The following is a 23,868-nucleotide window of genomic DNA, read 5'->3' as shown; positions in this document are numbered from 1 at the left end:
ATGAGGCTAGCGTGCCAGAAATCGAACCAATGATTAAAGAATAAAAAAAGATTGATTATGCAGTTTTGAAATATAAGCAGACACGCGAAATGCGCGTTTGCTCGAAATCACTCAGCGGGGGAGATAGAGGAGGGAAGAACATCCCCAGGCCGTTAAAAACTGCCCGGGGAGGAATGGAATCAGACTTCTTCCATACGGCCGAGCAGCGCCTGCAGACGATCCTGCCAGCCGCTCTGCTGTTCTTTCAGCTGGTTGTTTTCACGCTCCAGCTCTTCACGGCTCTGGTGTGCAGACTGTACATCCTGCGCCAGGGTGTTGTTCTTTTCTTTCAGCTCTTCGATTTCCATCTGCAACAGCGTGATGGTATCAATCGCCTGCTGAACTTTCGCTTCCAGTTTCTCAAACACTTCTAATGACATCGTCATAACCTCTCCTGATCTTGCAAGGCGTTGATATCGTCCCGGAACCCCGGCGACGCCTTATCTTAAATAAGCGCACGGCTTGCAGTCGATTGTATGGAGCCCCGCCGCGACTGTCCAGCGCCAGAGCCTGTAGATTGCGGTTGTCCGCAATTTTCGGTCTCATCCTGGAGCGTTAGCGCCCATTCTGATTAAATTGTTAAATGTTTAGCCACGAGAATGTTTCCCTCCTCACACTTTCCGTTCCAAAAACGTGCATTTTTTGGCGCGAAAACGCTCATTTCTTGACGCGGTACACACATTTTGATTTCGATATTTCTCGTTTACGCTCGTTAACGATAAATTAACACTATGCCTACATGGCAACATGAGTGTCCCGAACGCTCATGTACACAATAATCATCAATTAGTCTTCAGGATTCCGATTATGAGCCAAACATCAACCTTAAAAGGCCAGTGCATCGCAGAGTTTCTTGGTACCGGGTTGTTGATCTTTTTCGGCGTGGGGTGTGTTGCGGCGCTGAAAGTTGCGGGTGCAAGTTTCGGCCAGTGGGAGATCAGCATCATCTGGGGTTTGGGCGTGGCGATGGCCATTTACCTGACCGCAGGGGTTTCCGGCGCACATCTTAATCCGGCAGTAACCATTGCACTTTGGCTGTTCGCTTGTTTCGACGGGCGCAAAGTGGTGCCGTTCATCGTGGCTCAGTTTGCCGGTGCCTTCTGCGCCGCCGCGCTGGTCTACGGGCTTTACTACAACCTTTTCCTCGACTTTGAACACACGCACAATATGGTGCGCGGCAGCGTCGAAAGTCTTGAACTGGCCGGTATTTTCTCGACTTACCCGAACCCACATATCAATTTTGTGCAGGCATTCGCGGTAGAAATGGTGATTACCGCTATCCTGATGGGCGTGATTCTGGCGCTCACCGATGACGGTAACGGCATTCCGCGTGGGCCACTGGCACCTCTGCTGATTGGCCTGCTGATTGCGGTTATCGGCGCGTCCATGGGCCCACTGACCGGATTTGCCATGAACCCAGCGCGTGACCTCGGACCGAAAACGTTCGCCTGGCTTGCTGGCTGGGGCGATGTCGCCTTCACCGGTGGCAAAGATATTCCTTACTTCCTGGTGCCGCTGTGTGCGCCAATAGTAGGTGCAGCGCTGGGGGCGTTCAGCTATCGCAAGCTGATTGGTCGTCACCTGCCGTGCGACACCTGCGAGGTTGAAGAGCCGAAGGCGGCCTCCAGCCAGAACCAACAAAATGCTTCGCTGTAAACTGACTACGGAACGTTCATTATGACTGACAAAAAATATATCGTTGCGCTCGACCAGGGCACCACCAGCTCCCGCGCCGTCGTTATGGATCATGACGCCAACATCGTCAGCGTGTCACAGCGCGAATTCGAACAAATTTATCCTAAGCCAGGCTGGGTTGAGCACGACCCAATGGAAATCTGGGCAACCCAAAGCTCCACGCTGGTCGAAGTGCTGGCGAAAGCCGATATTAATTCCGACCAGATTGCCGCTATCGGTATCACCAACCAGCGTGAAACCACCGTGGTGTGGGAGCGCGAAACCGGTAAGCCGATTTACAACGCCATCGTCTGGCAGTGCCGCCGCACCGCGGATATCTGTGAACAATTGAAGCGCGACGGCATGGAAGAGTACGTGCGAAAGGCCACCGGCCTGGTAGTGGACCCGTACTTCTCCGGCACCAAAGTGAAGTGGATCCTCGACCACGTCGAAGGCTCCCGCGAGCGTGCGAAACGCGGCGAACTGCTGTTTGGTACCGTTGATACCTGGCTTATCTGGAAAATGACCCAGGGCCGCGTTCACGTCACCGACTACACCAACGCCTCACGTACCATGCTGTTCAACATCAACACGCTGGAGTGGGATGACAAAATGCTGGATGCGCTGGATATCCCGCGCGCCATGCTACCGGAAGTGCGTAAGTCATCTGAAGTGTACGGCCAGACCAACATTGGCGGTAAAGGCGGTACGCGTATTCCTATCGCCGGGATTGCCGGTGACCAGCAGGCGGCGCTGTTCGGCCAGCTGTGCGTGAAAGAAGGGATGGCGAAAAATACCTACGGTACCGGCTGCTTTATGCTGATGAACACCGGTGAGAAAGCGGTGGCCTCCAGCCACGGCCTGCTGACCACCATCGCCTGCGGCCCACGCGGTGAAGTGAACTATGCGCTGGAAGGCGCGGTATTCATGGCGGGCGCGTCCATTCAGTGGCTGCGCGACGAAATGAAGCTGATTAGCGACGCGTTCGACTCCGAGTACTTCGCCACCAAGGTGAAAGACACCAACGGCGTGTACGTGGTACCGGCCTTTACCGGCCTCGGCGCACCGTACTGGGACCCGTATGCTCGTGGTGCCATCTTCGGCCTGACCCGCGGCGTGAACTCGAACCATATTATTCGCGCTACGCTGGAATCCATCGCCTACCAGACCCGCGACGTGCTGGAAGCGATGCAGGCAGACTCTGGTATTCGTCTGCACGCTCTGCGCGTGGACGGTGGCGCGGTCGCCAACAACTTCCTGATGCAGTTCCAGTCCGACATTCTTGGCACTCGCGTTGAGCGTCCGGAAGTGCGCGAAGTAACGGCGCTCGGCGCGGCCTATCTGGCCGGTCTGGCGGTCGGCTTCTGGCAGAACCTGGATGAGCTGCAGGAGAAAGCGGTCATTGAGCGCGAATTCCGCCCGGGGATTGAAACCACCGAGCGTAACTACCGCTACAGCGGCTGGCAGAAAGCGGTGAAACGCGCGTTAGCGTGGGAAGATCACGAAGGGTAAGCACTGAGCCTCGACCGGGCTACCAATCTAATGTAGCCCGGCCGAGCGCAGCGACGCCGGGGACGGCACCAACCATCAACCAAATATCGGCAACATCAAATACAGCTTAATCACCAGCGCGTTGACGATATCAATAAAGAACGCCCCCACCATCGGCACCACCAGAAACGCCATATGTGACGGCCCGAAACGCTCGGTAATGGCCTGCATATTGGCAATCGCCGTTGGCGTTGCGCCAAGGCCAAAGCCGCAGTGACCCGCCGCCAGCACCGCCGCGTCGTAGTTTTTGCCCATCAGACGGTAGGTAACGAAAATGGCGTACAGCCCCATCGCCACGGCCTGCACCGACAAAATGACCAGCATCGGCAGCGCCAGAGAGGCCAGCTCCCACAGCTTAAGCCCCATCAACGCCATCGCCAGGAACAGCGACAGGCTGACGTTACCCAGCACCGACACCGCCCGCTCAAACACGCGGTAAAAGCCCATCAGCGCCAGACCGTTGCTGAGGATCACCCCAACAAACAGCACGCAAACAAACGTTGGCAGCTCGAGTGCCGTACCGGCCAGCAGTTGCGCAATGATTTTGCCGAGCGTGAGGCAAATAGCGATAAGCGCGATAGTCTCAATCATCACCAGCGAGGTAATGCTGCGCCCCACGTCCGGTTTCTCAAACGCCGTTGGCACTTCCTGATCCTCCGGGCTCCCGTCCGGTGAGGAAGAGTGCTTCACCAGATAGCGCGCCACCGGTCCGCCAATCAGACCACCGAGCACCAGCCCGAAGGTGGCGCAGGCCATTGCCACTTCCGTTGCATTTTCAAAGCCATAGCGTTCGATAAACAGCTTGCTCCACGCCGCCCCGGTACCATGACCGCCGGAAAGCGTGATTGACCCCGCCAGCAGGCCCATCAGCGGGTCGAGCCCTAAGAGCTTCGCCATGCCAATGCCCAGCGCGTTTTGCAGCAACAGCAGCCCCACCACCACAATCAGGAACGTCCCCACCACCTTGCCGCCCGCGCGCAGGCTGGCGATATTGGCGTTCAGACCAATAGTGGCGAAGAACGCCAGCATCAGCGGGTCCTTCAGGCTCATGTCGAAGTCGAGTTCCCAGCCCATGCTCTTTTTCAGCACCAGCAGCGCCAGCGCCACCAGCAGGCCGCCCGCAACGGGCTCAGGGATGGTGTATTTCTTAAGGAAGGGAACGCTCTGAACCAGTTTTCGTCCTAGCAGCAACACCAGCGTTGCGGCAACGAGCGTCGATAAAGTATCGAGATGAAACATAATTACAGCTCCTGACTAAAACGTATGATTCATTCACACGCGACCAATTTCCCATGTCGTCCACGCCTCCTCGTGAGGCGTTGGGCAAAAGTGTAAGCAAGAAAAAGGACAATAGGGTAGAAAAACGTACTATTTGTCATCATTTTCGTTAACTTATCCCGCCAAACCCCCTTAATTTACACGGCTATTTTCCGCAATAATTTGTCATCAGTGAAAGCAACCGATTGCTTTTACCAACCAGTCCGCTAAAATCGCCACTTTTCCACCACGGGATTACCTCTGAGATGTCTTCTAACACACTCGATCAAGCCAATGCGCAACCGATTGCGCATTCGCAGAACAGCGAATTAATCTATCGTCTGGAAGATCGCCCACCGCTGCCGCAGACGCTTTTCGCCGCGTTTCAGCACCTGCTGGCGATGTTTGTTGCGGTGATCACCCCCGCGCTGCTCATCTGCCAGGCGCTGGGCCTGCCAGCGGAAGACACTCAGCACATTATCAGCATGTCGTTATTCGCCTCCGGCGTGGCGTCCATCATTCAGATTAAAGCCTGGGGCCCGGTGGGTTCTGGCTTGCTGTCGATTCAGGGCACCAGCTTCAACTTCGTTGCGCCATTGATTATGGGTGGCACGGCGTTGAAAACCGGCGGCGCGGACGTACCCACGATGATGGCGGCGCTGTTCGGCACCCTGATGCTGGCAAGCTGCACTGAAATGGTTATCTCCCGCGTGCTGCACCTGGCGCGCCGCGTGATTACGCCGCTGGTTTCCGGCGTGGTGGTGATGATTATCGGCCTGTCGCTGATTCAGGTTGGCCTGACCTCCATCGGTGGCGGCTACGCAGCGATGGCAGACCACACCTTCGGCGCGCCGAAAAACCTGCTGCTGGCAGGGATCGTGCTGGCCATTATTATTCTGCTGAACCGCCAGCGTAACCCGTACCTGCGCATCGCCTCTTTGGTGATTGCCATGGCAGCAGGCTACCTGATGGCGTGGTTCCTCGGCATGCTGCCAGAGAACGCGGCCCCGGCGAACAGCAGTCTGATTACCATCCCAACGCCGCTGTATTACGGTTTAGGCATCGACTGGAGCCTGCTGCTGCCGCTGATGCTGGTGTTTATGATCACCTCGCTCGAGACCATTGGCGACATCACCGCCACCTCCGACGTATCCGAGCAGCCGGTTTCCGGCCCGGTCTATATGAAGCGTTTGAAAGGCGGCGTGCTGGCAAACGGCCTGAACTCATGCGTATCGGCCATCTTCAATACCTTCCCGAACTCTTGCTTCGGGCAGAACAACGGCGTGATTCAGCTGACCGGCGTTGCCAGCCGCTACGTGGGCTTCGTGGTGGCACTGATGCTTATCGTACTGGGCCTGTTCCCGGCGGTAAGTGGCTTTGTGCAGCACATTCCTGAGCCGGTGCTCGGCGGCGCAACGCTGGTGATGTTCGGTACCATCGCGGCATCCGGCGTGCGTATCGTCTCCCGCGAACCGCTGAACCGTCGTGCGATCCTGATTATCGCGCTGTCGCTGGCGGTTGGTCTGGGCGTCTCTCAGCAGCCACAAATTCTGCAGTTCGCGCCGGACTGGTTGAAAAACCTGCTCTCTTCCGGTATCGCTGCCGGTGGTATCACCGCGATTATCCTCAACCTGGTCTTCCCGCCGGAAAAAGCGTAATCCCTTCGCGGCAGTGGTTTCGCCACTGCCGCTGACATCGAATAATACGATTCCCGCCTTGAGGAATGCGCATAAATCATGCATAACAGGTTTATGTGCCCTTCTCAGGACGGAAGATCATGAAATTTCTTGGAAAGCTCATTATCTGGCTGTTGATCGCCCTGCTGCTGGTGATCCTGGCCTTCTACTTCTTACTGCAAACGCGCTGGGGCGCACGTCACGTTAGCCAGTGGCTGAGCGACAGTACCCCGTACCACGTGACGTTTGACGCGATGGATCATCGCTTTTCTTCGCCTTCTCATATCCTGCTGAAAAACGTCACCTTTGGCCGCGACGGCAAGCCTGCGACGCTGGTTGCCAAAGCGGTGGATATCGGTCTGAGCTCGCGCCAGATAACGGACCCGCTGCACGTCGATACCATTCTGTTGCAGGACGGCACGCTAAACCTTTCTCCGTCTAACGCCCCGCTGCCGTTTGCCGCAGACCGCCTGCAGCTGAGCAATATGGCGCTGAACAGCCCGGAAACCGGCTGGGATTTGAGCGCTCAGCGCGTCTCCGGCGGCGTGATGCCTTGGGCACCGGTTGCGGGAAACGTGCTGGGCACCAAAGCCCAGATTCAGATGAGCGCAGGCTCGCTGTCGCTTAACGGCATCCCGGCCACCAACGCGCTGATTGAAGGCACCCTCGACAACGGCGAGGTCACCTTAACCACCGTCGGTGCCGATATGGCGCGCGGTTCACTCACCGGCAACGCACGGCGCAACAGCGACGGCAGTTGGGTGGTGGATAATCTGCGTCTTAACGAAATCCGCATGCAGAGCGACAAGCCGCTGCTCGATTTCCTTGCGCCGCTCACCACCGTGCCGTCGTTACAGATTGGCCGTCTTGATATCACCGATGCACGACTGCAAGGTCCGGATTGGGCGGTGACCGACCTCGACCTCAACTTGCGCAACCTGACCCTCAGCCAGGGTGGCTGGCAGAGCGACGACGGTAAAATTTCGATGAATGCCAGCGAGTTTATCTACGGCTCGCTGCACCTGCTCGACCCGATCCTCAACGCGGAATTTTCACCGCAGGGCATTGCGTTGCGCCAGTTTACCTCGCGCTGGGAAGGCGGCATGGTGCGCAGTTCCGGTAACTGGCTGCGCGCCGGGAATGCCCTGGTGCTGGACGACGCGGTCGTCGCCGGGCTGGAGTATACGCTGCCAGAGAACTGGAAAACGCTGTGGATGGAACAGCTACCACCGTGGCTGCAAAGCGTGACCCTGAAGAAATTCGGCGCCAGCCGCAACCTGGTGATTGATATCAACCCTGACTTCCCATGGCAGATCACCGCGCTGGACGGCTACGGCGCCAATCTTCAGTTGGCGAAAAACCGCCAGTGGGGCGTCTGGGGCGGCAGTGCGACGCTGAACGGCGCGGCGGCAACCTTTAACCGCATCGACGTGCGTCGTCCGTCGATGACGCTGAACGCCGATGCCTCGAACGTCAACATCACCGAGCTGAGCGCCTTTACCGAAAAAGGCATTCTGGAGGCCACCGCGACCGTTGCACAGCAGCCACAGCGCCATACCCGCGTGACGCTGAACGGCCGCGGCGTGCCGCTGAACGTGCTCCAGCAATGGGGATGGCCAGCGTTGCCGATTACCGGCGATGGGAATATTCAGCTGACGGCGAGCGGGAATGTGCAGGCCGATGCACCGCTGAAACCGACGGTGAACGGGCAGCTGCATGCGGTGAATATGGATAAGCAGGAAGTCACCCAGCAGATACAGGGTGGAGTGATAAAGTAGCCCGGGCGAGGCGTTTACGCCGACCCCGGGGTTAACCTGGAGCCTCCCCGGCGGCGTTGCGCTTGGCCGGGCTACAAGAGGCGCGAGGGAGAAAACCAAACATGCTAGCCGCACAATCGGTCCCCTCTCCCCTATGGGGAGAGGGGACATCCTCAATACTACAGCGTAATCACCAGCTCATTACCCTGCGCCGTCACCACCACGCCAAGCTCGCTACCCGCCTGAGTACCGCCCTGCACACCAGCCACCTGCTGGATATTGCGCAGACACAGCGTCCAACCGCTCGCCTTGCCGTTGCCCGTCACGGTAATCACGTTACCCTGACGTTTTGCGCTCAGCGTATAGATAACTGAACCGTCCTGCGCTGGCACTTTACACACAGCCTGACGACCGTCCTCCAGGTGGAACAGCTGGAACGCAGTTCCTTCATGCCAGGCGTAGTTTGGCACCTGATTGTTATTACCCAGCGCCAGCAGGGTGTTGTCGCGTACGTACACCGGCAGGCTCATAAAGTCATGCTGCTGTTTATGCCAGCGGCTGCCCTGCACCTCATCGTTGTGCCACAGGTGCGTCCAGCGGCCTTCCGGCAGGTAGAACTGCACGTCGCCCGCTTCGGTGAACACCGGCGCTACCGCCAGGGAGTCGCCGAGCATGTACTGACGGTCGAGATAGTCGCACGCCGGGTCGTCCGGGAACTCCAGCATCATGGCGCGCAGCATCGGCGTGCCCTGCTCGTTGGCCAGCGCCGCCTGACGATACAGGTACGGCATCATGCGGCACTTCATTTCGGTGAAGTAGCGCACCACATCGCAGGACTCTTCGTCGTACGCCCATGGCACACGATAGGATTTGCTGCCGTGCAGGCGGCTGTGGCTGGAGAACAGGCCGAAGGCGCACCAGCGCTTGTAGACATCCGCCGGGGCGGTATTCTCGAAGCCGCCGATGTCGTGGCTCCAGAAGCCAAAGCCGGACAGACCAATCGACAGGCCGCCGCGCAGGCTTTCCGCCATAGATTCGTAGTTGGCGTAGCAGTCGCCGCCCCAGTGCACAGGGAACTGTTGCGCGCCCACCGAGGCGGAACGGGCAAACAGCACCGCTTCTTTCTCGCCCAGGTTTTCTTTGAGCACGTTCCACACCAGCTCGTTGTAGATGAAAGCGTAGTGGTTGTGCATTTTCTGCGGGTCGGCATCGTTGAACCAACGTACGTCGGTTGGGATGCGCTCGCCGAAGTCAGTTTTGAAGCAATCGACGCCCATCTCCACCAGGCCTTTCAGCTTGTCGGCGTACCACTGACAGGCTTCCGGGTTGGTGAAGTCATAAATCGCCAGCCCCGGCTGCCATTTATCCCACTGCCAGACAGAACCATCTGGGCGTTTGAGCAGATAGCCCTTCTCTTTCAGCTCTTTGAAAATTGGTGATTTCTGACCAATGTACGGGTTAATCCACACGCAGACCTTCAGCCCTTTGTCTTTCAGGCGCTGGATCATGCCTTTCGGATCCGGGAAGGTCACCGGGTCCCACTCGAAGTCGCACCACTGGAAGGCTTTCATCCAGAAGCAGTCGAAGTGGAAGACGTGCAGCGGCAGGTCACGCTCCGCCATGCCGTCGATAAAGCTGTTGACCGTCGCTTCGTCGTAGTTGGTGGTAAACGAAGTGGTCAGCCACAGGCCAAAGGACCAGGCCGGTGGCAGCGCCGGGCGACCGGTGAATTGGGTATAGCGGTTCAACACCTCTTTCGGGGTTGGGCCGTCGATAACGAAGTATTCCAGATACTCGCCTTCGACGCTGAACTGCACCTTGGAGACTTTCTCAGAGCCAATCTCGAAGGAGACGTTTTCCGGGTGATTCACCAGCACGCCGTAGCCGCGGTTGGTCAGGTAGAACGGAATATTTTTGTAGGACTGTTCGGTACTGGTGCCGCCGTCGCGGTTCCAGGTTTCGACGTTCTGGCCGTTGCGCACCAGCGCGGTAAAGCGCTCGCCCAGGCCATAAACGGTTTCACCCACGCCAAGGTCCAGACGCTCGAACATGTAGTTGCGGCTGTCGTTGCTGTCCTGCACGTAGCCGTTGTTTTTCAGCTGGCTGCCGGTAATGCGAACGCCGTTGCGCAGGAAGTCCAGCGACCAGAACTCACCTTTGGTGACGCGCACGCTCAGGTTGCCGCTTTTCAGCTCGGCAAACTCGGTGGTGTTCTGGATTTGTACCTTCACATCTTTCAGCACGTTCAGCGGATAGTGCGGGCCTTTATCCAGCGCGCCCTGGAAGTGCTCAATACGCACGCCAACCACGCCTTCCTGAGGGGAGAAAAAGCGAAGGGTGAACATCGGCGTGTCTAGCTGCCATGTACGCTCCCGTACATCACGCGGCGCGACGTACACCACCAACTCATTCCCGTGCTGTTCAACATCAAACACCTGAACAGGATGAATCAAATTCAGACCCGGCTGGGTCAACCAGTTTCCATCACTGATCTTCATAGTTCGTCCTCTTAATTCTTAACAGTTTGATTCATAGATACGTTTTCAAAATCCTGCTGATTGCGGTGCGCACCGCTCGCCAGTTCGGCCATCATCTTGACCAGGAACGGCGTTTTCAGGGTGTAGAAGCGCTTCGCCACGATGGCGCTCAGCAGGTAGCAAATAGCCGGAACGATAGTGAACAGGGCAATAATGATGCTGATGGTGGTTGGGTTCTGCGTTTTGGCCGCGGCGTCATAACCGCCGCCAGCCAGCATCCAGCCAATCATCGCACCGCCCAGCGCCAGGCCGAGCTTCAGCACGAACAGCGTGCCTGCGAAGCTAATGCCGGTGAGACGTTTACCGTTACGCCATTCGCCGTAGTCAACGGTGTCGGACATCATGACCCACTGAATTGGGGTCACGAGTTGGTGCAGAACGCCAATCACGAAGATAAAGGCAAACATGATGATGCTAGCGTTCATTGGAACAAAGAACATCGCCAGGCTCAGGACCGCCAGAATGGCGTTGGTCCACCAGAAGACGCTCACTTTACATTTCCAGTCGGTCAGCGGTTTAGCTAACGCCGAGCCAATCAGGTTACCGACGCAATAGGTGGTGAGGAAGGCGGTAAACAGCGCTGGGGAGCCCATAATCCAGGTGACGTAATACATCATCGCCCCGCCGCGTATGCAGACCGCCATGATGTTGAGAATGGTGAGCAGGCCGACGATGCGCCACTGGTCGTTGTGCCAGATGTCACGCAGGTCTTCACGCATGGAGTTATTGGTTGGCGGCGCTTCCACACGTTCTTTGGTGGTGAAGAAGCAGAACGCCAGCATCAGGAACGCCACCACCGAGAGCACGGCAATGCCGCCCTGGAAGCCAAACGCTTTATCATCTCCGCCAATCAAATTCACCAGCGGCATCATCAGCACGGTAGAGAGCATGCCGCCCGCCGTCGCCAGCACAAAGCGCCAGGACTGCAACGAGATACGCTGCGTCGGGTCGTTGGTGATCACACCGCCCAATGCGCAGTAAGGGATATTCACCACGGTGTAGAACAGGGTCAGCAGCGTGTAGGTAATCGCCGCATAAATCAGTTTGCCGTTATGGCTGAAGTCCGGGGTGCTGTAGGCCAGCACGCAGACCACGCCGAACGGCAGCGCGCCAAACAGCACCCATGGGCGGAACTTGCCCCAGCGGCTGCGGGTACGGTCGGCCAGCAGCCCCATGCACGGATCGGAGATAGCATCCAGCGCGCGCGCCAGAAGGAACATGGTGCCAACAAAACCTGCGGGTATACCGAAGATATCGGTATAGAAGAACATCATGTACAACATGACGTTATCGAAAATGATATGGCTGGCGGCATCGCCCATTCCGTAGCCGATCTTCTCTTTGACAGATAATACTTCACTCTTCATCTTCCAAACCCTTTTCGCACCGCATCCACGTTGGTACCGGTTACACATTTTTTAAACCATCCGCCCTATAAGGTGAATTGCGATATCTCGTTATCAAATTACGTTTCTTGATTTCTGTGATCTGGGTTGGTGGGTAGAGTGTGTCGAAGTGTAACTTGCGGATTTTGAAGATATTTCTATCCATGCCGTGCGGAAGATATAAAAAAGATGGCGAAAAATGTAAGTAAAGATGTGGTAACTGATTGAAAGTGGCTATAATGCGCCCCGCCTCCATGTAGCAATGCAGGCGCGGAAGATCGTCGTCTCCGGTGAGACGATTGGACTTCTTTTCCAGTGGTAGCCGCCTGCGGCTCCCGGCAGGTTCGACTCCTGCGATCTCCGCCAAAATTGCTCACTTTTCCGCCAAAGCATTATTCCGTTTTATCTATACTCTCCCTTAGCGACATCCTTTTTCGTACTGATGACTGTCCCGGCTCGTTTACGCCGTAAGCCTATGCGGCCAGCGGTTGATAAACACGACGCTAACTGCCCGTGAAATGGTCAAATATTCGGTCATGGCGCTGGTTTTTACGCCATTCATCGGGCAAGAAGTGCGGTAAATTGTGTGTGGTGTTACAGGTGAAAAATGTAACCCTAAGAAAAGGCTGGGTTTTATCTGGGAAGTCCGAAAGTGACCGGGCTGCGGGGCGAAAAATGTGCCCTGGGGGGATGTGGTAAATGATTGAAAGTAGATATAATGCGCCCCGCCTCCATGTAGCAATGTAGGCGCGGAAGATCGTCGTCTCCGGTGAGGCGGCTGGACTTCAAATCCAGTTGGGGCCGCCAGCGGTCCCGGGCAGGTTCGACTCCTGTGATCTTCCGCCAAATTGCCATTTCTGACATTCTCTCACCCTTGATACCAGATAAAAGTGCAACGAGTGTAGAAAATCCTCGCAACTTAAGTCTTCTCACGCAAAATATGCCCCCCTCTCATATTTTTTCTATTATTTTTAATTTTAATTTTCGTTCTTTTCCATGATGTAAAATTTATTAAATAAAAATCAACGATTATAAGCAACTTTAGCAATAATCATTATAAATCAATAGCTTGGCGATAAAAACTTAAATTAATATCATCACAAAACAATGAAGATATTATCACCCGTCAAGAAAAAATCCAGTATGAATATATTTAAACTAATATCTAAAAATGACCACCATCTATATATAGCAGACAATATAAAATTCTATTAATATGAGAAACCGGCATGAACCCATGCATTGCCTGGAATATATTTCATTAGGAAAATTCTTACCAAACGTGACAAATGCAATGACATTTAGCTCCAAAATAAAAATCATAATACAATCATAAGTTATACATGGCGTATTTATGTTGGTGTAACTGGATGAGGATTTCAGGAATGTCTCTAATCAAGTCAAAAAAAATAAAAGATAAAAAAGAATATAAAACATACTATAAACTAATTTCAATTATTTTCCTTTTTAACCAAACTGCTTTCGCTGCTCATACCGATGCATCTGGTAATGAAGTCGCGTCAAATGCAATACAAAGTATTGATGAAACAGGATCAGGATATTCTGGAACATTTGATTCAAGCAATATATCATCAACGGATTCCCCTTACCAATTACAACAAAACTCAGGATCCGGAAATGCAAATGAATATTCGGTAGTCAATCCGTTGACAGGAGAGAAATTATATTCCTCAGAGGCAACATATTATTTAAAAAACTCTATTAGCGGCGACTACTCAGATGAGTTCTCAGCCGAAAACTCAGATGGCGTGATTCATTATTACGAGGGAAACTCGACTACAACTTCGGGAAAGTTCTCAGCATCCGGCACGGGAGCCACGCTAATTCTATATAAGAACTATACCGTTAACGCAGAGATTGATGCTAATAATGACTCGATGGTTTTTGTTAGTTCAAACCATGCATCTGGCGCGACTATATCATTAGATGCCTCTACTGCATATTTTGACAAAAATATCGCAACATCTTCAAACTTCACCATAAAGAACGGTTCATCGGTGACTATGTATGGGAACGATGCGGGTGAAGTTTCTGTGCTAAATAATGCGTCAACGGTTGTTCTTGACTCAAATTATGCTGCTGAATCAACCTTGATAAATGAGAATGGTGGCGTACTAACGGCAATAAACAATAATGCTCCAGGAACCACGATAATAACTAATAATGCAAATACAATATTAAAGAATAACGTATCCACAAAAAATACAATGGAAGTGAGTAACGGAGGCGTACTTTCAGGCGAGGGCAATGATTCATCAAATTCAAAAATAACCGCTAACAATTCAACGCTAAATTTTAAATCAAATACAGTAAATGATGCAACCATCACTCTGAGCAATAAAAGTCAGTTAATTTCAAATAATGACTCGGTAATCTCAACCGAAATAAACATAGACAAAACCTCCTCTGCATATATAAATGAAGGGATAGCGACCAAGAGTATCATTAACAACGATGGTCACTTGGATCTTTCTAATAGTTCCACATCATCTGCCACCATAACAAACAGCGGGGAATTATCCTTCTCCGGAAATAGTGGTGATTCGGTAAATATTGTGAATGAAGATGCAGGGAAGATGTATTTAAAAGAGGGAAATACCTTTACCCACTCGACATTAAATAATACTGGTGAACTATTCGCAAATGGACAGCAGGATGTTGATGGAAGCACATTAAATAATACAGGGGTAGCATATTTAACCGATACGTTATTAACGGGTGATAGTATATTAAATAACAGTGGCTATATTTATTTACTATCTTCATCCGTGATTTCTTCATTAACAAATAGCGGAAATGTAATACTTAATTCCTGTTCATCCTGTGCTGGTTATACATTGACTGTTGATGGAAATTACGTCGGTAACCAGGGAACCTTATCTATAGGAACCGTGCTGGGTGGTGACGACAGCCTGACAGACAAACTGTCTATTAGCGGCTCAGCAACCGGAAAAACCTATGTGACGGTAGCCAATGAAGGCGGAACAGGGGCTAAGACGCTGGAAGGGATTGAGGTCATTTCTACCGGCAGCTCAACCTCTGATGCCTTCACTCAGAAGGGCCGTATCGTTGCGGGCAGCTATGAATATCATCTCCAGCAGGGGACAGCTTCAGGGGCAAATATGAACAACTGGTATTTAACCAGTAATGAAGTTTATCGACCTGAGCGAGGCAGCTATGCCTCAAACCTGCAGGCAGCAGCAACAATGTTTAATATGCGCTTGGAAGACCGAAAAGGAAACGGGGCCTATATCAATCCCGTCACCGGTGCGCGCCAGGAAAGTAGTCTGTGGGTACGTTCTGTGGGCGCCCATTCAGAAGGACGGATGTCAGATGGCCAGTCTAAGTATTCTGCAAACCGCATGGTATTTCAGATTGGGAACGACATTCTTAACGGCAGTCTTGGCATCGATGACGCCTGGAACCTCGGCATAATGGGTGGCTATGGGAAACAATACAGCAGCACTCTTAATAACCTGTCGGGTTACAAATCAAAAGGTTCTGTGTGGGGTTACAGCACCGGAATCTACGGTACCTGGTATCAGAACGCGAAAGACAAAACAGGTCTGTATGCGGATAGTTGGCTTGCCTGGAATTGGTTTAATAACTCCGTGAAGGGCGATGAACTATCGTATGAAAAGTACAAATCAAAAGGTCTTACTGCTTCTTTGGAGACCGGATATACCTTCCATACCGGCTCGTACATGACATCAGGCGGCATGGTGAATAACGTTTACGTAACGCCGCAGGCACAGGTACTGTGGTCTGGGGTGAAGGCCGATGACCATACAGAAGCAAACGGTACGAAAGTTGAGGGCCGTGGCAGTGATAACATACAGACTCGTTTGGGTGTACGTTTATCAATGACTGGTCAGAGCCGTCTGAACAAAGGTACGGTACGTCAATTCGAGCCGTTTGTAGAAGCTAACTGGGTATACACCGCAAAAGATTATGGTGTGAAAATGGGTGATGAACGCTCTGACATCCAGGGTCAACGCAATGTAGCCGAACTCAAAACGGGCGTGGAAGGTCGCGTAAGCGAAAACCTGAGCGTGTGGGGCAGCGTAGCTCAGCAAATAGGGGCCAACAGCTATCAGGATACTCAGGGTATGCTGGGCGTAAAATACGCTTTCTAACGATCAAAGCTGAAGAATGGCCGGGTAAACACAGCTTTACCCGGCAAGAAACAGATACACAAGCCCTACTATTTTTAGGGAATGATCCGAAAACGCAGCGTCAGTATTATTCAAATCATTTAATTATTGCTACATATTATTTTATAAATAATAAAATAGATACCTTATTTATACCCGCGTTTATTATCGACTATTCCATTTCAAATAATCACTTAGCATTTGAATATATCATATATTTTATATTCTTATTTTCTCATCCAATAAGGTGATGGGGGATCTATTTTTAATAAAAAAGTCTTAAGGTAAATTGGCGGAATATAACTACCTACTCTACTTTTATATAAGGGATTTAAGCTTCATATGTCATTGTTTTACTAGGGAAAAGTAACACCTATGTAGAGGTCAATACTATGAACACGTCTTTCAAGTTCATTTTTTTCTGCCTGGCATCCGCCGTTATTCCCGCAGCAAACGCGGCAGTGGCAACAAATACCTTTCAGGTACAGCTCGTTATTACAAGCAGCTGCAGTGTCGCGCAACCTGCGGCGCTGAATATGGGGTCGGTGGCGTCCAATGCCACAACGGCTAACGGCTCGACCAGCATGGCCGTCACCTGTTCCAGAACCACGCCTTACTTTGTGGGTCTGACGCCATCTTCTGCTAACGGCGGTGGTACCACCGGTAACGGCTTTATGGCGGGCACGACGGGCAACACGGATAAAGTCCCGTATCAGCTCAACCAGGACTCCGCCGGTACCAAACCGTGGGGTAACACCGCCACCTCCAGCAGCGCCGGTAACGGGGTTGGGGGAACCGGTAGCGGCCTGGCGCAGAGCATCACGGTATATGCCGTGGCCCCTAACGCCAACTTCAAACCCGATACCTATACCGATACGGTCACCATCAGCGTTAACTACTAGTTCAGGGACGACACATGAATGGGAAAAAGAGTGCGCTTGCCTTTATTTTGGGGATGGTCTTCGTCAGCCGACTGGCGATAGCAGACGGCCTGCAGGTCACGCCCGTCAACCTGACGCTGCAACAAGACCAGCGGGCGGAGGGCATATGGCTGAGCAACACCGGCAGCAACCCTATCAACGCTCAGGTGCGGGTGTTTCACTGGAGCCAGAGCGACTATGGCGACAAGCTCGCCGCGTCGCAGGGGCTGGTGATAAGCCCACCGATGCTGACCTTAGCGCCCGGCGGGCGACAGCTTATCCGCGTGATCCGCACCGGGCCGCCGCCGGCCACCGAAGATGCCTATCGGCTCTCCATTAACGAGCTGCCGCCGTCAGTGCCGAAAAAAAATGCCCTGCAGTTTGTGCTGCACTACTCCATTCCCGTCTTTATCCAGCCTCCGGGCGTGGCTGATGCTTTCGCCAAACTGCAATGGCAGATCCATCGCGAAGACGGGAAAGCGTTCTTGCAAGTCAGCAATCAGGGAGACGGGCACGCGCAGATTTCAGCGGTCAGCATTTTCTCCGCGTCAGGTAGCCGAAAAGAGATTACCCCGGGGTTATTAGGTTACGTGCTTCCCGGCTCGACGATGCGCTGGATTATTCCCGCCAGCGCCGGTGACGCAGGACAGGGAGGGAAGCTTGAAGTCACGGTCAATGGTAAAAAATCGCTGCAACCGCTATAGCAGGCCAACCTGGCTTTTAATTATTTTAATTTTCAATGTGTTATTTTTAACAAGGGGTATGTCTGCGGAAATGAAAAGCGACAAACCGCCGCAGGATGGGGTGATTACCGATGGTAAACCGCTGGTCGGGGTCGATCTTTATCTCGACGTTACGCTGAACCAAACCCACATCGGCATCGCCCGGTTCGGCTATGACAACAACCGGCTGTACGCCAGCGCCGACAGCCTGCGCCAGATTGGGCTGCGGGTAGCCTCCGGCACGCCGGACCCGGTCTGTCTGAATGATATCGCCCAGTTGCAGCTGGACTACGATGCCAATCTGCAAACGCTGATCCTCACCGCCCCACTGCCGATGCTGGATATGGGTACCACGGAGATTAGCGACCGGGATGATGCTAACCCGAAGGTCAGCACGTCGCGCGGTTTGCTGCTCAATTACGATCTCTACGCCTCGCAGGAAAAAAACCAACAGAACAACGCCAACGCGTACACCGAGCTTCGCGCCTTCAGCAGCGCGGGCGTGCTGAGCTCCACGCAGATAGCCCGCTACAGCAGCAGCCATGACGATTACGATCAGGGAAACGGGATGACGCGCCTGGACACCAGCTGGCGTTCCTCTTTCCCGGAACGGGTGTTCTCCGTCACCGTCGGGGATACCTTTACCAGCGCGCTGAACTGGTCACGCCCGACCCGCATCGCCGGGATACAGCTCGGTACGGACTATAGTCTTCAGCCCTACACACCCACCACGCCGCTGCCGTCGTTTTTTGGCTCCGCTACCCTGCCTTCAAGCATTGAACTGTATATGAACGGCGTGAAGTACTACAACGGCGAAGTTCCGGCGGGGAATTTTGAAATTAATACCCTGCCGAACATTAACGGCGCGGGCACCGGCCAGGTCACGATGACCGATGCCTTAGGCAAAACAACGGTGCAGAATTTCTCGTTCTATACCGACCAGTCTTTACTGCGCAAAGGCATTACCCAGTGGTCAGCGGAAGTCGGCGTGGTGCGTAACAACTACGGCTACTCCTCCTTCGATTACTCCAGCAATCCCGCCTTTAGCGGTACCTGGAGACACGGTTTCAGCAATAGCTTTACCCTCGGCGGACACGCCGAAGCCACCGACAGCCTGGCAAACGGCGGTTTGAGCAGCGACTGGATACCCGGCGCTAGCAGCGGCATCATCTCTACCTCGCTGGCGATGAGCGCAGACTCGGGGAAAAACGGCCTCCTCTACGCCCTGGGCTACCGCTGGAGCAACAGCCGCTTTAGTTTCAGCACCGCCACCACGGCCACCGTCAACGACTATCACGACGTTGCCACCCGTTACGGCCAGGCGCCGCCTTCGCTGAATCAGAGCACCATTGTGGGCTACACCACGGATGCACTCGGCAGCTTTAGCGTGGGCTACCTGCAGTTTCGTTATCCCGGTGAAAGCACGCAACGCTATACCAATGCCAACTGGTATAAATCCGTGACGGATAACGTCTATCTCAACGCTGGGCTCAATCAGAACGTGGATAAAAGCCGCGACCGTAGCCTGTATCTGATGGTCAGCGTCTCGTTTGATAACAACATTAGCGCCAGCAGCACCGTGCAGCGCAGCAACGACCAGATGAGCTACATGCTCAACGCCAGCAAGACGCAGCCTACGGACGGTGGCTGGGGCTGGAATCTGGCGCTCAACCAACAGGATTCACAACAAAATGGGCAAGGCGAACTCGGCTATCTGGGGCGCTACGGCAAAGTGTACAGCGGCTATAGCCATATCGCTGACAGCCAGACAGCCTATGCGGGCGCTGACGGTTCGCTGGTGCTGATGGGCGGCGGCGTGTTTGCTTCGCGCCTCATCAACAACGGTTTCGCGGTGGTCTCGACTGACGGCGTGCCGGGCGTGCCCATTGAGTTGCAGAACAACCCGATTGGCACCAGCGATAGCCAGGGGCTGCTGCTCGTTACGCCGCTTAACAGCTATCAGAAAAACCAGATCAGCATTAATCCGTTAAACCTGCCTGCGAATATGCAGATCTACCCCGTTAACGCCGTGGCAACCCCTGCCGACCGTTCCGGGACGATGGTGAATTTCACCGTCAGGCCGGTACGCTCCGCATTGATTATCCTGAAAGATAGCAAAGGGGAGGACATTCCCGAGGGCTCAACCGCCGTGCTTAACGGCGCATCCGGGCAACGTGCGGTGGTCGGTTTCGACGGTATGGTCTACTTCGATACGCTGAAAATGCACAACACGCTGAGGGTGAGCACCCGCTCAGGCGGCTGTTCTGCCCAGTTCGACTACCCGCAAAAACCACGGGATATCCCGCAGATTGGCCCGTTAACGTGCCAATAAACGCTTTCACTGAACAGGAGCTGACGCTATGTGGCTACGCGTGTTGATTTTACTCATTGGGGTTTTCTGTTTTCCCATGAAAAGCCATGCGGTGAACTGCTCAATCAGCGCCGTCTCGAACGTGGCGTTTAGCTCAGTAAACCCGTTATCCACGACCGATGCCCAGGCCTCGATGACTTTTAACTACAGCTGTTCAAAAGTCGTCGGGGATTTGCTGGGTGGATATACGCTGTGCTTTAACCTCGGTGCACCTGGCGGCAATACGATCGCCACCCGCAAAATGACCACCACCAGCGGTGGTACACTGAACTATCAGCTTTACTACAAGGATAGCAGTGGGAACAGCCAGGTCTGGGGAAATCAGACAGCTGGCGGAGGCACCTTCCCCACGGTCGGTATCAACCTGCTGGATCTCACCACGGTCAGCGGCAGTTTGACTGTCTATGGCACCGTCCCTAGCGGGCAAAATACCGTCGCGCCGGGTAACTATACCGACACCTATACCGGTGCGACAGCATACGTCACCATCAACGGCGCGTTGCTGGCACCGCCGGGAACCTGTAGCACAACCAACTTACAGACCTTCCCATTCCTGGTGACCGCCTCCGTCAACAAACAGTGCAATATCAATGCCGTCAATAACATCAACCTCGGCTCGGTTCCCAGCTCGCAGACCAATATTACCGGTAATAACTTTTTTACCATGGCGTGCACCAACTCTACGCCGTATACCATTGGCCTGTCGCCTTCCAACGGCAGTACCACCGGCAGCGGTATGATGAAAAGTACCGCGGTTCCCGCCACCAATACCGATCAGGTGCCTTATCAGCTTAACTCGACGGCAGGCGTTAGCGGCACGGCATGGGGCAATATTATTTCTACCAATACGGTAGCGGGTACAGGCACCGGATTAGCCGTCAACCAGACGGTTTACGCCGTAGCCCCTAGCGCCAATTATCGCCCGGATACCTATGCCGATACCGTCACCATCAATGTGAACTACTAAAGAAAATCTTTATCGATAACGTATACTGAAACCCATTATCTCCCGTGAGGAATTCGTATGCGTTCGCTAAACCGCCTCAAATGGCTGCACGCCTTTGAAGCCACCGCCCGCCACGGCAGCTTTACCGGCGCGGCGCAGGAACTGGGCGTGACACCCGCCGCCGTTGGGCAATTAGTCAGGGCGCTGGAAGATTGGGTCGGGCACCCGCTGCTGCACCGCGCACGCACCGGTAAAGAGCGGCTGACGCTGGTGAGTGAAGCGCAGGAAGCCTTGCAGGACATCACCCAGGGGCTGGATAAGCTCGAGTCCGGGCTTAACAAGCTGCGCGGCCGCCGGGCGCGTTCGGTGGTGGTGGTCACCGCCTCGCAGGTGCTGATGATGAACTGGCTGATGGAGCGCCTGAACCGCTTCTCTGAAGCGCATGAGGCTATCGACCTGCGCCTGAACGTTACCGAAAAGCTGATGGATGTCTCCCACGGCGAGGCCGACGTCGGCATTCGCTGCGGTCAGGGTGACTGGCCGGGTGTGGATAAAACCTGGCTGATGGACGAAGAGGCGGTGCTGGTCTGTAGCCCGCGGCTGGTGCCGCCGGAGAAAACCGCCTGCGGCGTCTGGCTCTCGCAGCAAAAGCTGATTCACGACGATACCCCGCACCCCGGCGCTAATTTCCCCGGCTGGGACGAGGTGCTCAGCACGCTAAACGCGCCAGCGGCAAAAGAGAGCGGGCTGCATATCAACTCCACCTCAGCGGTGATCCTCGCCGCCTTAAGCGGGCGCGGCGTGGCGATTGTGCGCCATGCGCTGGTGAAAGCGTTGATTAGCACCGAACAGTTGACGCAACTGCACCCCGATCACCGCTGGCCGCTCACCTGGTCCTATTATCTGGTCACGCCACAGCATGCGGTCATGCGCCCGGAAGTGCGTATTTTCCACGACTGGTTAATTACAGATATCGCGACGGAAAGCGGTGCCGCGTAGAAAAACTATCCTGCATCGCAAGAAGATCTGATTTGTGGCGTCGGCCATGACTTCTGATAATTCAGGCAACCCAACTGCCACTATGAATACAGGAGAACATCATGGCCTGGTTACAAATCACCCTCGATATCAGCCCCGCAAACCGTCCCGCCGCTGCAGGCGTTTATCAGCAGTACAAGGCACCGTTCCTCAACACCATCGCCGGGGCAACCGCCAAAGAGCTGTTGATCCGCGAGGAAGACGTGCAGGTATTGCACGGCTTTAACACCCGCGAACAGGCGCAGGCCTATCTCAGCAGCGACCTGTTCACCCAGGACGTGGTCGAAGCGCTGAAGCCGTATCTGAACCGCGCGCCGGACGTGCGTATTTACGATGTAGCTTAAGGGAATTACCCCTCACCCCGGCCCTCTCCCCAAAGGGGCGAGGGTTAGGGTGAGGGGGGCAGCACCCATCACTCAGCCGTCGGATAATCCAGATACCCCGCCTTCCCACCGCCAAAGAACTGCTCCTTCACCGGCGCATTCAGCGGTAAATCATGCTCCAGACGATACGGCAGGTCCGGGTTAGCAATAAACGGGCGACCAAAGCCAATCAAATCCGCCCACCCTTTTGCCAGCGCCTCTTCGGCACGGGCTTTGGTGTACTTACCGGAGTAAATCAGCGTGCCGTGGAAGATAATCCGCAGCGCTTCTTTAAACGCCGCTGGCATCACCGGCGCATCGTCCCAATCAGCTTCAGCGATATGAATATAGGCAATACCCATCTCGCTCAGCACGCTGGCCGCTGCCAGATAGGTCGCTTCCGGCGTATCGTCGCGGGAGCCCATCAGCGTAGTCAACGGTGCGAGGCGAATCCCCACGCGCTCTTTACCAATCGCCTCAGACACCGCCGCCACCACCTCTTTCATAAAGCGCAGACGGTTTTGCAGCGAACCGCCGTATTCGTCGTCGCGCAGGTTGGCCTGCGAATCAATAAACTGATTAATCAGGTAGCCGTTCGCCCCGTGCAGCTCAATGCCATCAAAACCAGCGGCAATGGCGTTGCGCGCCGCCTGGGCATAGTCGTTAACGATAGCCGGGATCTCATCGGTACGCAGGGCGCGTGGCATATCATGCTGGAGCATCGCGCCGACGCCGCTTTCCGGGCCACGCCCTTCTACGTCAACAAACACTTTCACGCCCTCGGCCTGGATCGCGGAAGAAGAGACCGGCTGCGCGCCGTTCGGCTGCAGGACGTTGTGTGAAACACGACCCACGTGCCACAGTTGGGCGAAGATTTTGCCGCCTGCCTGATGCACCGCGGAGGTCACTTTTTTCCAGCCTTCAATCTGTGCTTCAGAGTACATACCCGGCGTCCAGGCATAGCCCTGACCCTGCTGGCTGATTTGCGTGCCTTCGCTGATGATAAGCCCGGCGCTGGCGCGCTGTGCGTAGTAGTCGGCCATCATATCAGTGGCGACGTCACCAGCGCCGGCGCGGGAGCGGGTCATCGGCGGCATCACGATACGGTTAGCCAGCGGCAGGTCGTTCAGAGCGTATTTATTGAATAACATGCTGTTTTCCTCCGCTTATTTGTACAGTTCAGCGCTCATAGTCACGGTGTTGCCCATGCGTGCGCTGGTGATTTTGTAGTCGGAGGCGTTCATCTCTTTGGCTTTCTGCGCAATAACCGCTTCAGCGGAGTCCAGCGTGGTGGCGGTCGCCGTGACGCTTTGCGCGGAGGCGCTAAAAGCAGCAGCGCAGAGAAGAGAAGCAGCAAAAATCGTGGTAAGGGTTTTCATGGTCGTATCCTGTTCGGTATGGGACGTTACGCTCGGTAACGTGATGCGAAGAAGGATACGACCGCAGACTAATTACATA

At 54.4% G+C, this 23,868-nt stretch carries 17 protein-coding genes and 2 tRNA genes; 13 read left to right on the top strand and 6 right to left on the bottom strand.

The window, feature by feature from the left end:
* Positions 1–179 precede the first annotated feature (179 nt).
* Positions 180–425 carry a septal ring assembly protein ZapB gene (gene zapB, locus MY052_RS00520; RefSeq protein WP_115073675.1) on the bottom strand — a complete coding sequence of 82 codons (246 nt, stop codon included), beginning with the start codon at positions 423–425 and terminating at the stop codon, positions 180–182.
* Between the two features lie 421 nt (positions 426–846).
* Between zapB and MY052_RS00515 the strand changes: the two genes are divergently transcribed.
* Together MY052_RS00515 and glpK are read left to right on the top strand one after the other, a co-directional pair.
* On the top strand, positions 847–1,695 hold the full coding sequence (locus MY052_RS00515) for an MIP/aquaporin family protein (RefSeq protein ID WP_035896345.1): 849 nt from the start codon (positions 847–849) through the stop codon (positions 1,693–1,695).
* Between the two features lie 21 nt (positions 1,696–1,716).
* A complete protein-coding gene (glpK, locus tag MY052_RS00510) occupies positions 1,717–3,225 on the top strand; it encodes a glycerol kinase GlpK (protein WP_202216958.1) in 1,509 nt (502 codons plus the stop codon).
* Positions 3,226–3,300: 75 nt separating this feature from the next.
* Here glpK and gltS read toward each other — a convergent pair whose 3' ends face one another.
* On the bottom strand, positions 3,301–4,503 hold the full coding sequence (gltS, locus tag MY052_RS00505; protein ID WP_035896343.1) for a sodium/glutamate symporter: 1,203 nt from the start codon (positions 4,501–4,503) through the stop codon (positions 3,301–3,303).
* Positions 4,504–4,787: 284 nt separating this feature from the next.
* Between gltS and MY052_RS00500 the strand changes: the two genes are divergently transcribed.
* Both MY052_RS00500 and MY052_RS00495 read left to right on the top strand, forming a co-directional pair.
* Positions 4,788–6,179 carry a nucleobase:cation symporter-2 family protein gene (locus MY052_RS00500; RefSeq protein ID WP_248538024.1) on the top strand — a complete coding sequence of 464 codons (1,392 nt, stop codon included), beginning with the start codon at positions 4,788–4,790 and terminating at the stop codon, positions 6,177–6,179.
* 119 nt (positions 6,180–6,298) lie between these two features.
* On the top strand, positions 6,299–7,975 hold the full coding sequence (locus MY052_RS00495) for an AsmA family protein (RefSeq protein WP_248538023.1): 1,677 nt from the start codon (positions 6,299–6,301) through the stop codon (positions 7,973–7,975).
* 158 nt (positions 7,976–8,133) lie between these two features.
* Here the strand turns inward: MY052_RS00495 and yicI are convergent, their stop codons facing one another.
* Together yicI and MY052_RS00485 are read right to left on the bottom strand one after the other, a co-directional pair.
* Complete coding sequence (gene yicI, locus MY052_RS00490; RefSeq protein ID WP_248538022.1) at positions 8,134–10,452, bottom strand: alpha-xylosidase; 2,319 nt, start codon at positions 10,450–10,452, stop codon at positions 8,134–8,136.
* Between the two features lie 11 nt (positions 10,453–10,463).
* Positions 10,464–11,858, bottom strand: a complete 1,395-nt coding sequence (locus MY052_RS00485; protein ID WP_035896339.1) for a glycoside-pentoside-hexuronide family transporter — start codon at positions 11,856–11,858, stop codon at positions 10,464–10,466.
* Between the two features lie 290 nt (positions 11,859–12,148).
* Here MY052_RS00485 and MY052_RS00480 point away from each other — a divergent pair.
* The 9 genes from MY052_RS00480 to MY052_RS00440 all read left to right on the top strand — a co-directional run bounded on the left by MY052_RS00480 (position 12,149) and on the right by MY052_RS00440 (position 22,392).
* Positions 12,149–12,242 (top strand) — tRNA-OTHER (locus MY052_RS00480).
* A gap of 385 nt (positions 12,243–12,627) precedes the next feature.
* Positions 12,628–12,722: transfer RNA gene (locus MY052_RS00475), tRNA-Sec, on the top strand.
* A gap of 539 nt (positions 12,723–13,261) precedes the next feature.
* On the top strand, positions 13,262–16,033 hold the full coding sequence (locus MY052_RS00470) for an autotransporter outer membrane beta-barrel domain-containing protein (protein ID WP_248538021.1): 2,772 nt from the start codon (positions 13,262–13,264) through the stop codon (positions 16,031–16,033).
* Positions 16,034–16,443: 410 nt separating this feature from the next.
* Entirely contained in the window at positions 16,444–16,953 is a 510-nt protein-coding gene (locus MY052_RS00465; RefSeq protein ID WP_202216948.1) for a Csu type fimbrial protein, read from the top strand.
* 14 nt (positions 16,954–16,967) lie between these two features.
* Positions 16,968–17,675 carry a fimbrial biogenesis chaperone gene (locus tag MY052_RS00460; RefSeq protein ID WP_248538020.1) on the top strand — a complete coding sequence of 236 codons (708 nt, stop codon included), beginning with the start codon at positions 16,968–16,970 and terminating at the stop codon, positions 17,673–17,675.
* A 70-nt stretch (positions 17,676–17,745) separates the two neighbouring features.
* Entirely contained in the window at positions 17,746–20,025 is a 2,280-nt protein-coding gene (locus MY052_RS00455; RefSeq protein WP_248538019.1) for a fimbria/pilus outer membrane usher protein, read from the top strand.
* Positions 20,026–20,053: 28 nt separating this feature from the next.
* Positions 20,054–21,031 carry a Csu type fimbrial protein gene (locus tag MY052_RS00450; RefSeq protein ID WP_248538018.1) on the top strand — a complete coding sequence of 326 codons (978 nt, stop codon included), beginning with the start codon at positions 20,054–20,056 and terminating at the stop codon, positions 21,029–21,031.
* Positions 21,032–21,088: 57 nt separating this feature from the next.
* Positions 21,089–22,009: a LysR substrate-binding domain-containing protein gene (locus tag MY052_RS00445; RefSeq protein ID WP_248538017.1), complete on the top strand. Its 921-nt coding sequence runs from the start codon at positions 21,089–21,091 to the stop codon at positions 22,007–22,009.
* Positions 22,010–22,110: 101 nt separating this feature from the next.
* Positions 22,111–22,392 carry a hypothetical protein gene (locus MY052_RS00440; protein ID WP_202216943.1) on the top strand — a complete coding sequence of 94 codons (282 nt, stop codon included), beginning with the start codon at positions 22,111–22,113 and terminating at the stop codon, positions 22,390–22,392.
* A 68-nt stretch (positions 22,393–22,460) separates the two neighbouring features.
* On the opposite strand, the gene MY052_RS00435 is transcribed toward MY052_RS00440, so the two are convergent.
* Together MY052_RS00435 and MY052_RS00430 are read right to left on the bottom strand one after the other, a co-directional pair.
* Positions 22,461–23,561 (bottom strand): alkene reductase, encoded by a 1,101-nt coding sequence (locus MY052_RS00435; protein WP_202216942.1) that lies wholly within the window; start codon positions 23,559–23,561, stop codon positions 22,461–22,463.
* Positions 23,562–23,576: 15 nt separating this feature from the next.
* Entirely contained in the window at positions 23,577–23,789 is a 213-nt protein-coding gene (locus MY052_RS00430) for a YdgH/BhsA/McbA family protein (RefSeq protein ID WP_202216941.1), read from the bottom strand.
* Between the last annotated feature and the right edge of the window lie 79 nt (positions 23,790–23,868).

Origin of the sequence: Kluyvera ascorbata (genome assembly GCF_023195735.1) — a bacterium.
Lineage (GTDB): Bacteria > Pseudomonadota > Gammaproteobacteria > Enterobacterales > Enterobacteriaceae > Kluyvera > Kluyvera ascorbata.
This window is presented reverse-complemented; position numbering and strand designations above follow the sequence as displayed.

Excerpts from the sequence above, each read along its gene's own strand:
- MY052_RS00455 (WP_248538019.1), top strand. The coding sequence starts at position 17,746 with ATGAAAAGCGACAAACCGCCGCAGGATGGGGTGATTACCGATGGTAAA.
- yicI (WP_248538022.1), bottom strand. The coding sequence starts at position 10,452 with ATGAAGATCAGTGATGGAAACTGGTTGACCCAGCCGGGTCTGAATTTG.
- MY052_RS00435 (WP_202216942.1), bottom strand. The coding sequence starts at position 23,561 with ATGTTATTCAATAAATACGCTCTGAACGACCTGCCGCTGGCTAACCGT.
- MY052_RS00470 (WP_248538021.1), top strand. The coding sequence starts at position 13,262 with ATGTCTCTAATCAAGTCAAAAAAAATAAAAGATAAAAAAGAATATAAA.
- MY052_RS00495 (WP_248538023.1), top strand. The coding sequence starts at position 6,299 with ATGAAATTTCTTGGAAAGCTCATTATCTGGCTGTTGATCGCCCTGCTG.
- MY052_RS00445 (WP_248538017.1), top strand. The coding sequence starts at position 21,089 with ATGCGTTCGCTAAACCGCCTCAAATGGCTGCACGCCTTTGAAGCCACC.
- MY052_RS00450 (WP_248538018.1), top strand. The coding sequence starts at position 20,054 with ATGTGGCTACGCGTGTTGATTTTACTCATTGGGGTTTTCTGTTTTCCC.
- MY052_RS00430 (WP_202216941.1), bottom strand. The coding sequence starts at position 23,789 with ATGAAAACCCTTACCACGATTTTTGCTGCTTCTCTTCTCTGCGCTGCT.
- zapB (WP_115073675.1), bottom strand. The coding sequence starts at position 425 with ATGACGATGTCATTAGAAGTGTTTGAGAAACTGGAAGCGAAAGTTCAG.
- MY052_RS00440 (WP_202216943.1), top strand. The coding sequence starts at position 22,111 with ATGGCCTGGTTACAAATCACCCTCGATATCAGCCCCGCAAACCGTCCC.
- MY052_RS00465 (WP_202216948.1), top strand. The coding sequence starts at position 16,444 with ATGAACACGTCTTTCAAGTTCATTTTTTTCTGCCTGGCATCCGCCGTT.
- MY052_RS00515 (WP_035896345.1), top strand. The coding sequence starts at position 847 with ATGAGCCAAACATCAACCTTAAAAGGCCAGTGCATCGCAGAGTTTCTT.
- MY052_RS00460 (WP_248538020.1), top strand. The coding sequence starts at position 16,968 with ATGAATGGGAAAAAGAGTGCGCTTGCCTTTATTTTGGGGATGGTCTTC.
- gltS (WP_035896343.1), bottom strand. The coding sequence starts at position 4,503 with ATGTTTCATCTCGATACTTTATCGACGCTCGTTGCCGCAACGCTGGTG.
- glpK (WP_202216958.1), top strand. The coding sequence starts at position 1,717 with ATGACTGACAAAAAATATATCGTTGCGCTCGACCAGGGCACCACCAGC.
- MY052_RS00485 (WP_035896339.1), bottom strand. The coding sequence starts at position 11,858 with ATGAAGAGTGAAGTATTATCTGTCAAAGAGAAGATCGGCTACGGAATG.
- MY052_RS00500 (WP_248538024.1), top strand. The coding sequence starts at position 4,788 with ATGTCTTCTAACACACTCGATCAAGCCAATGCGCAACCGATTGCGCAT.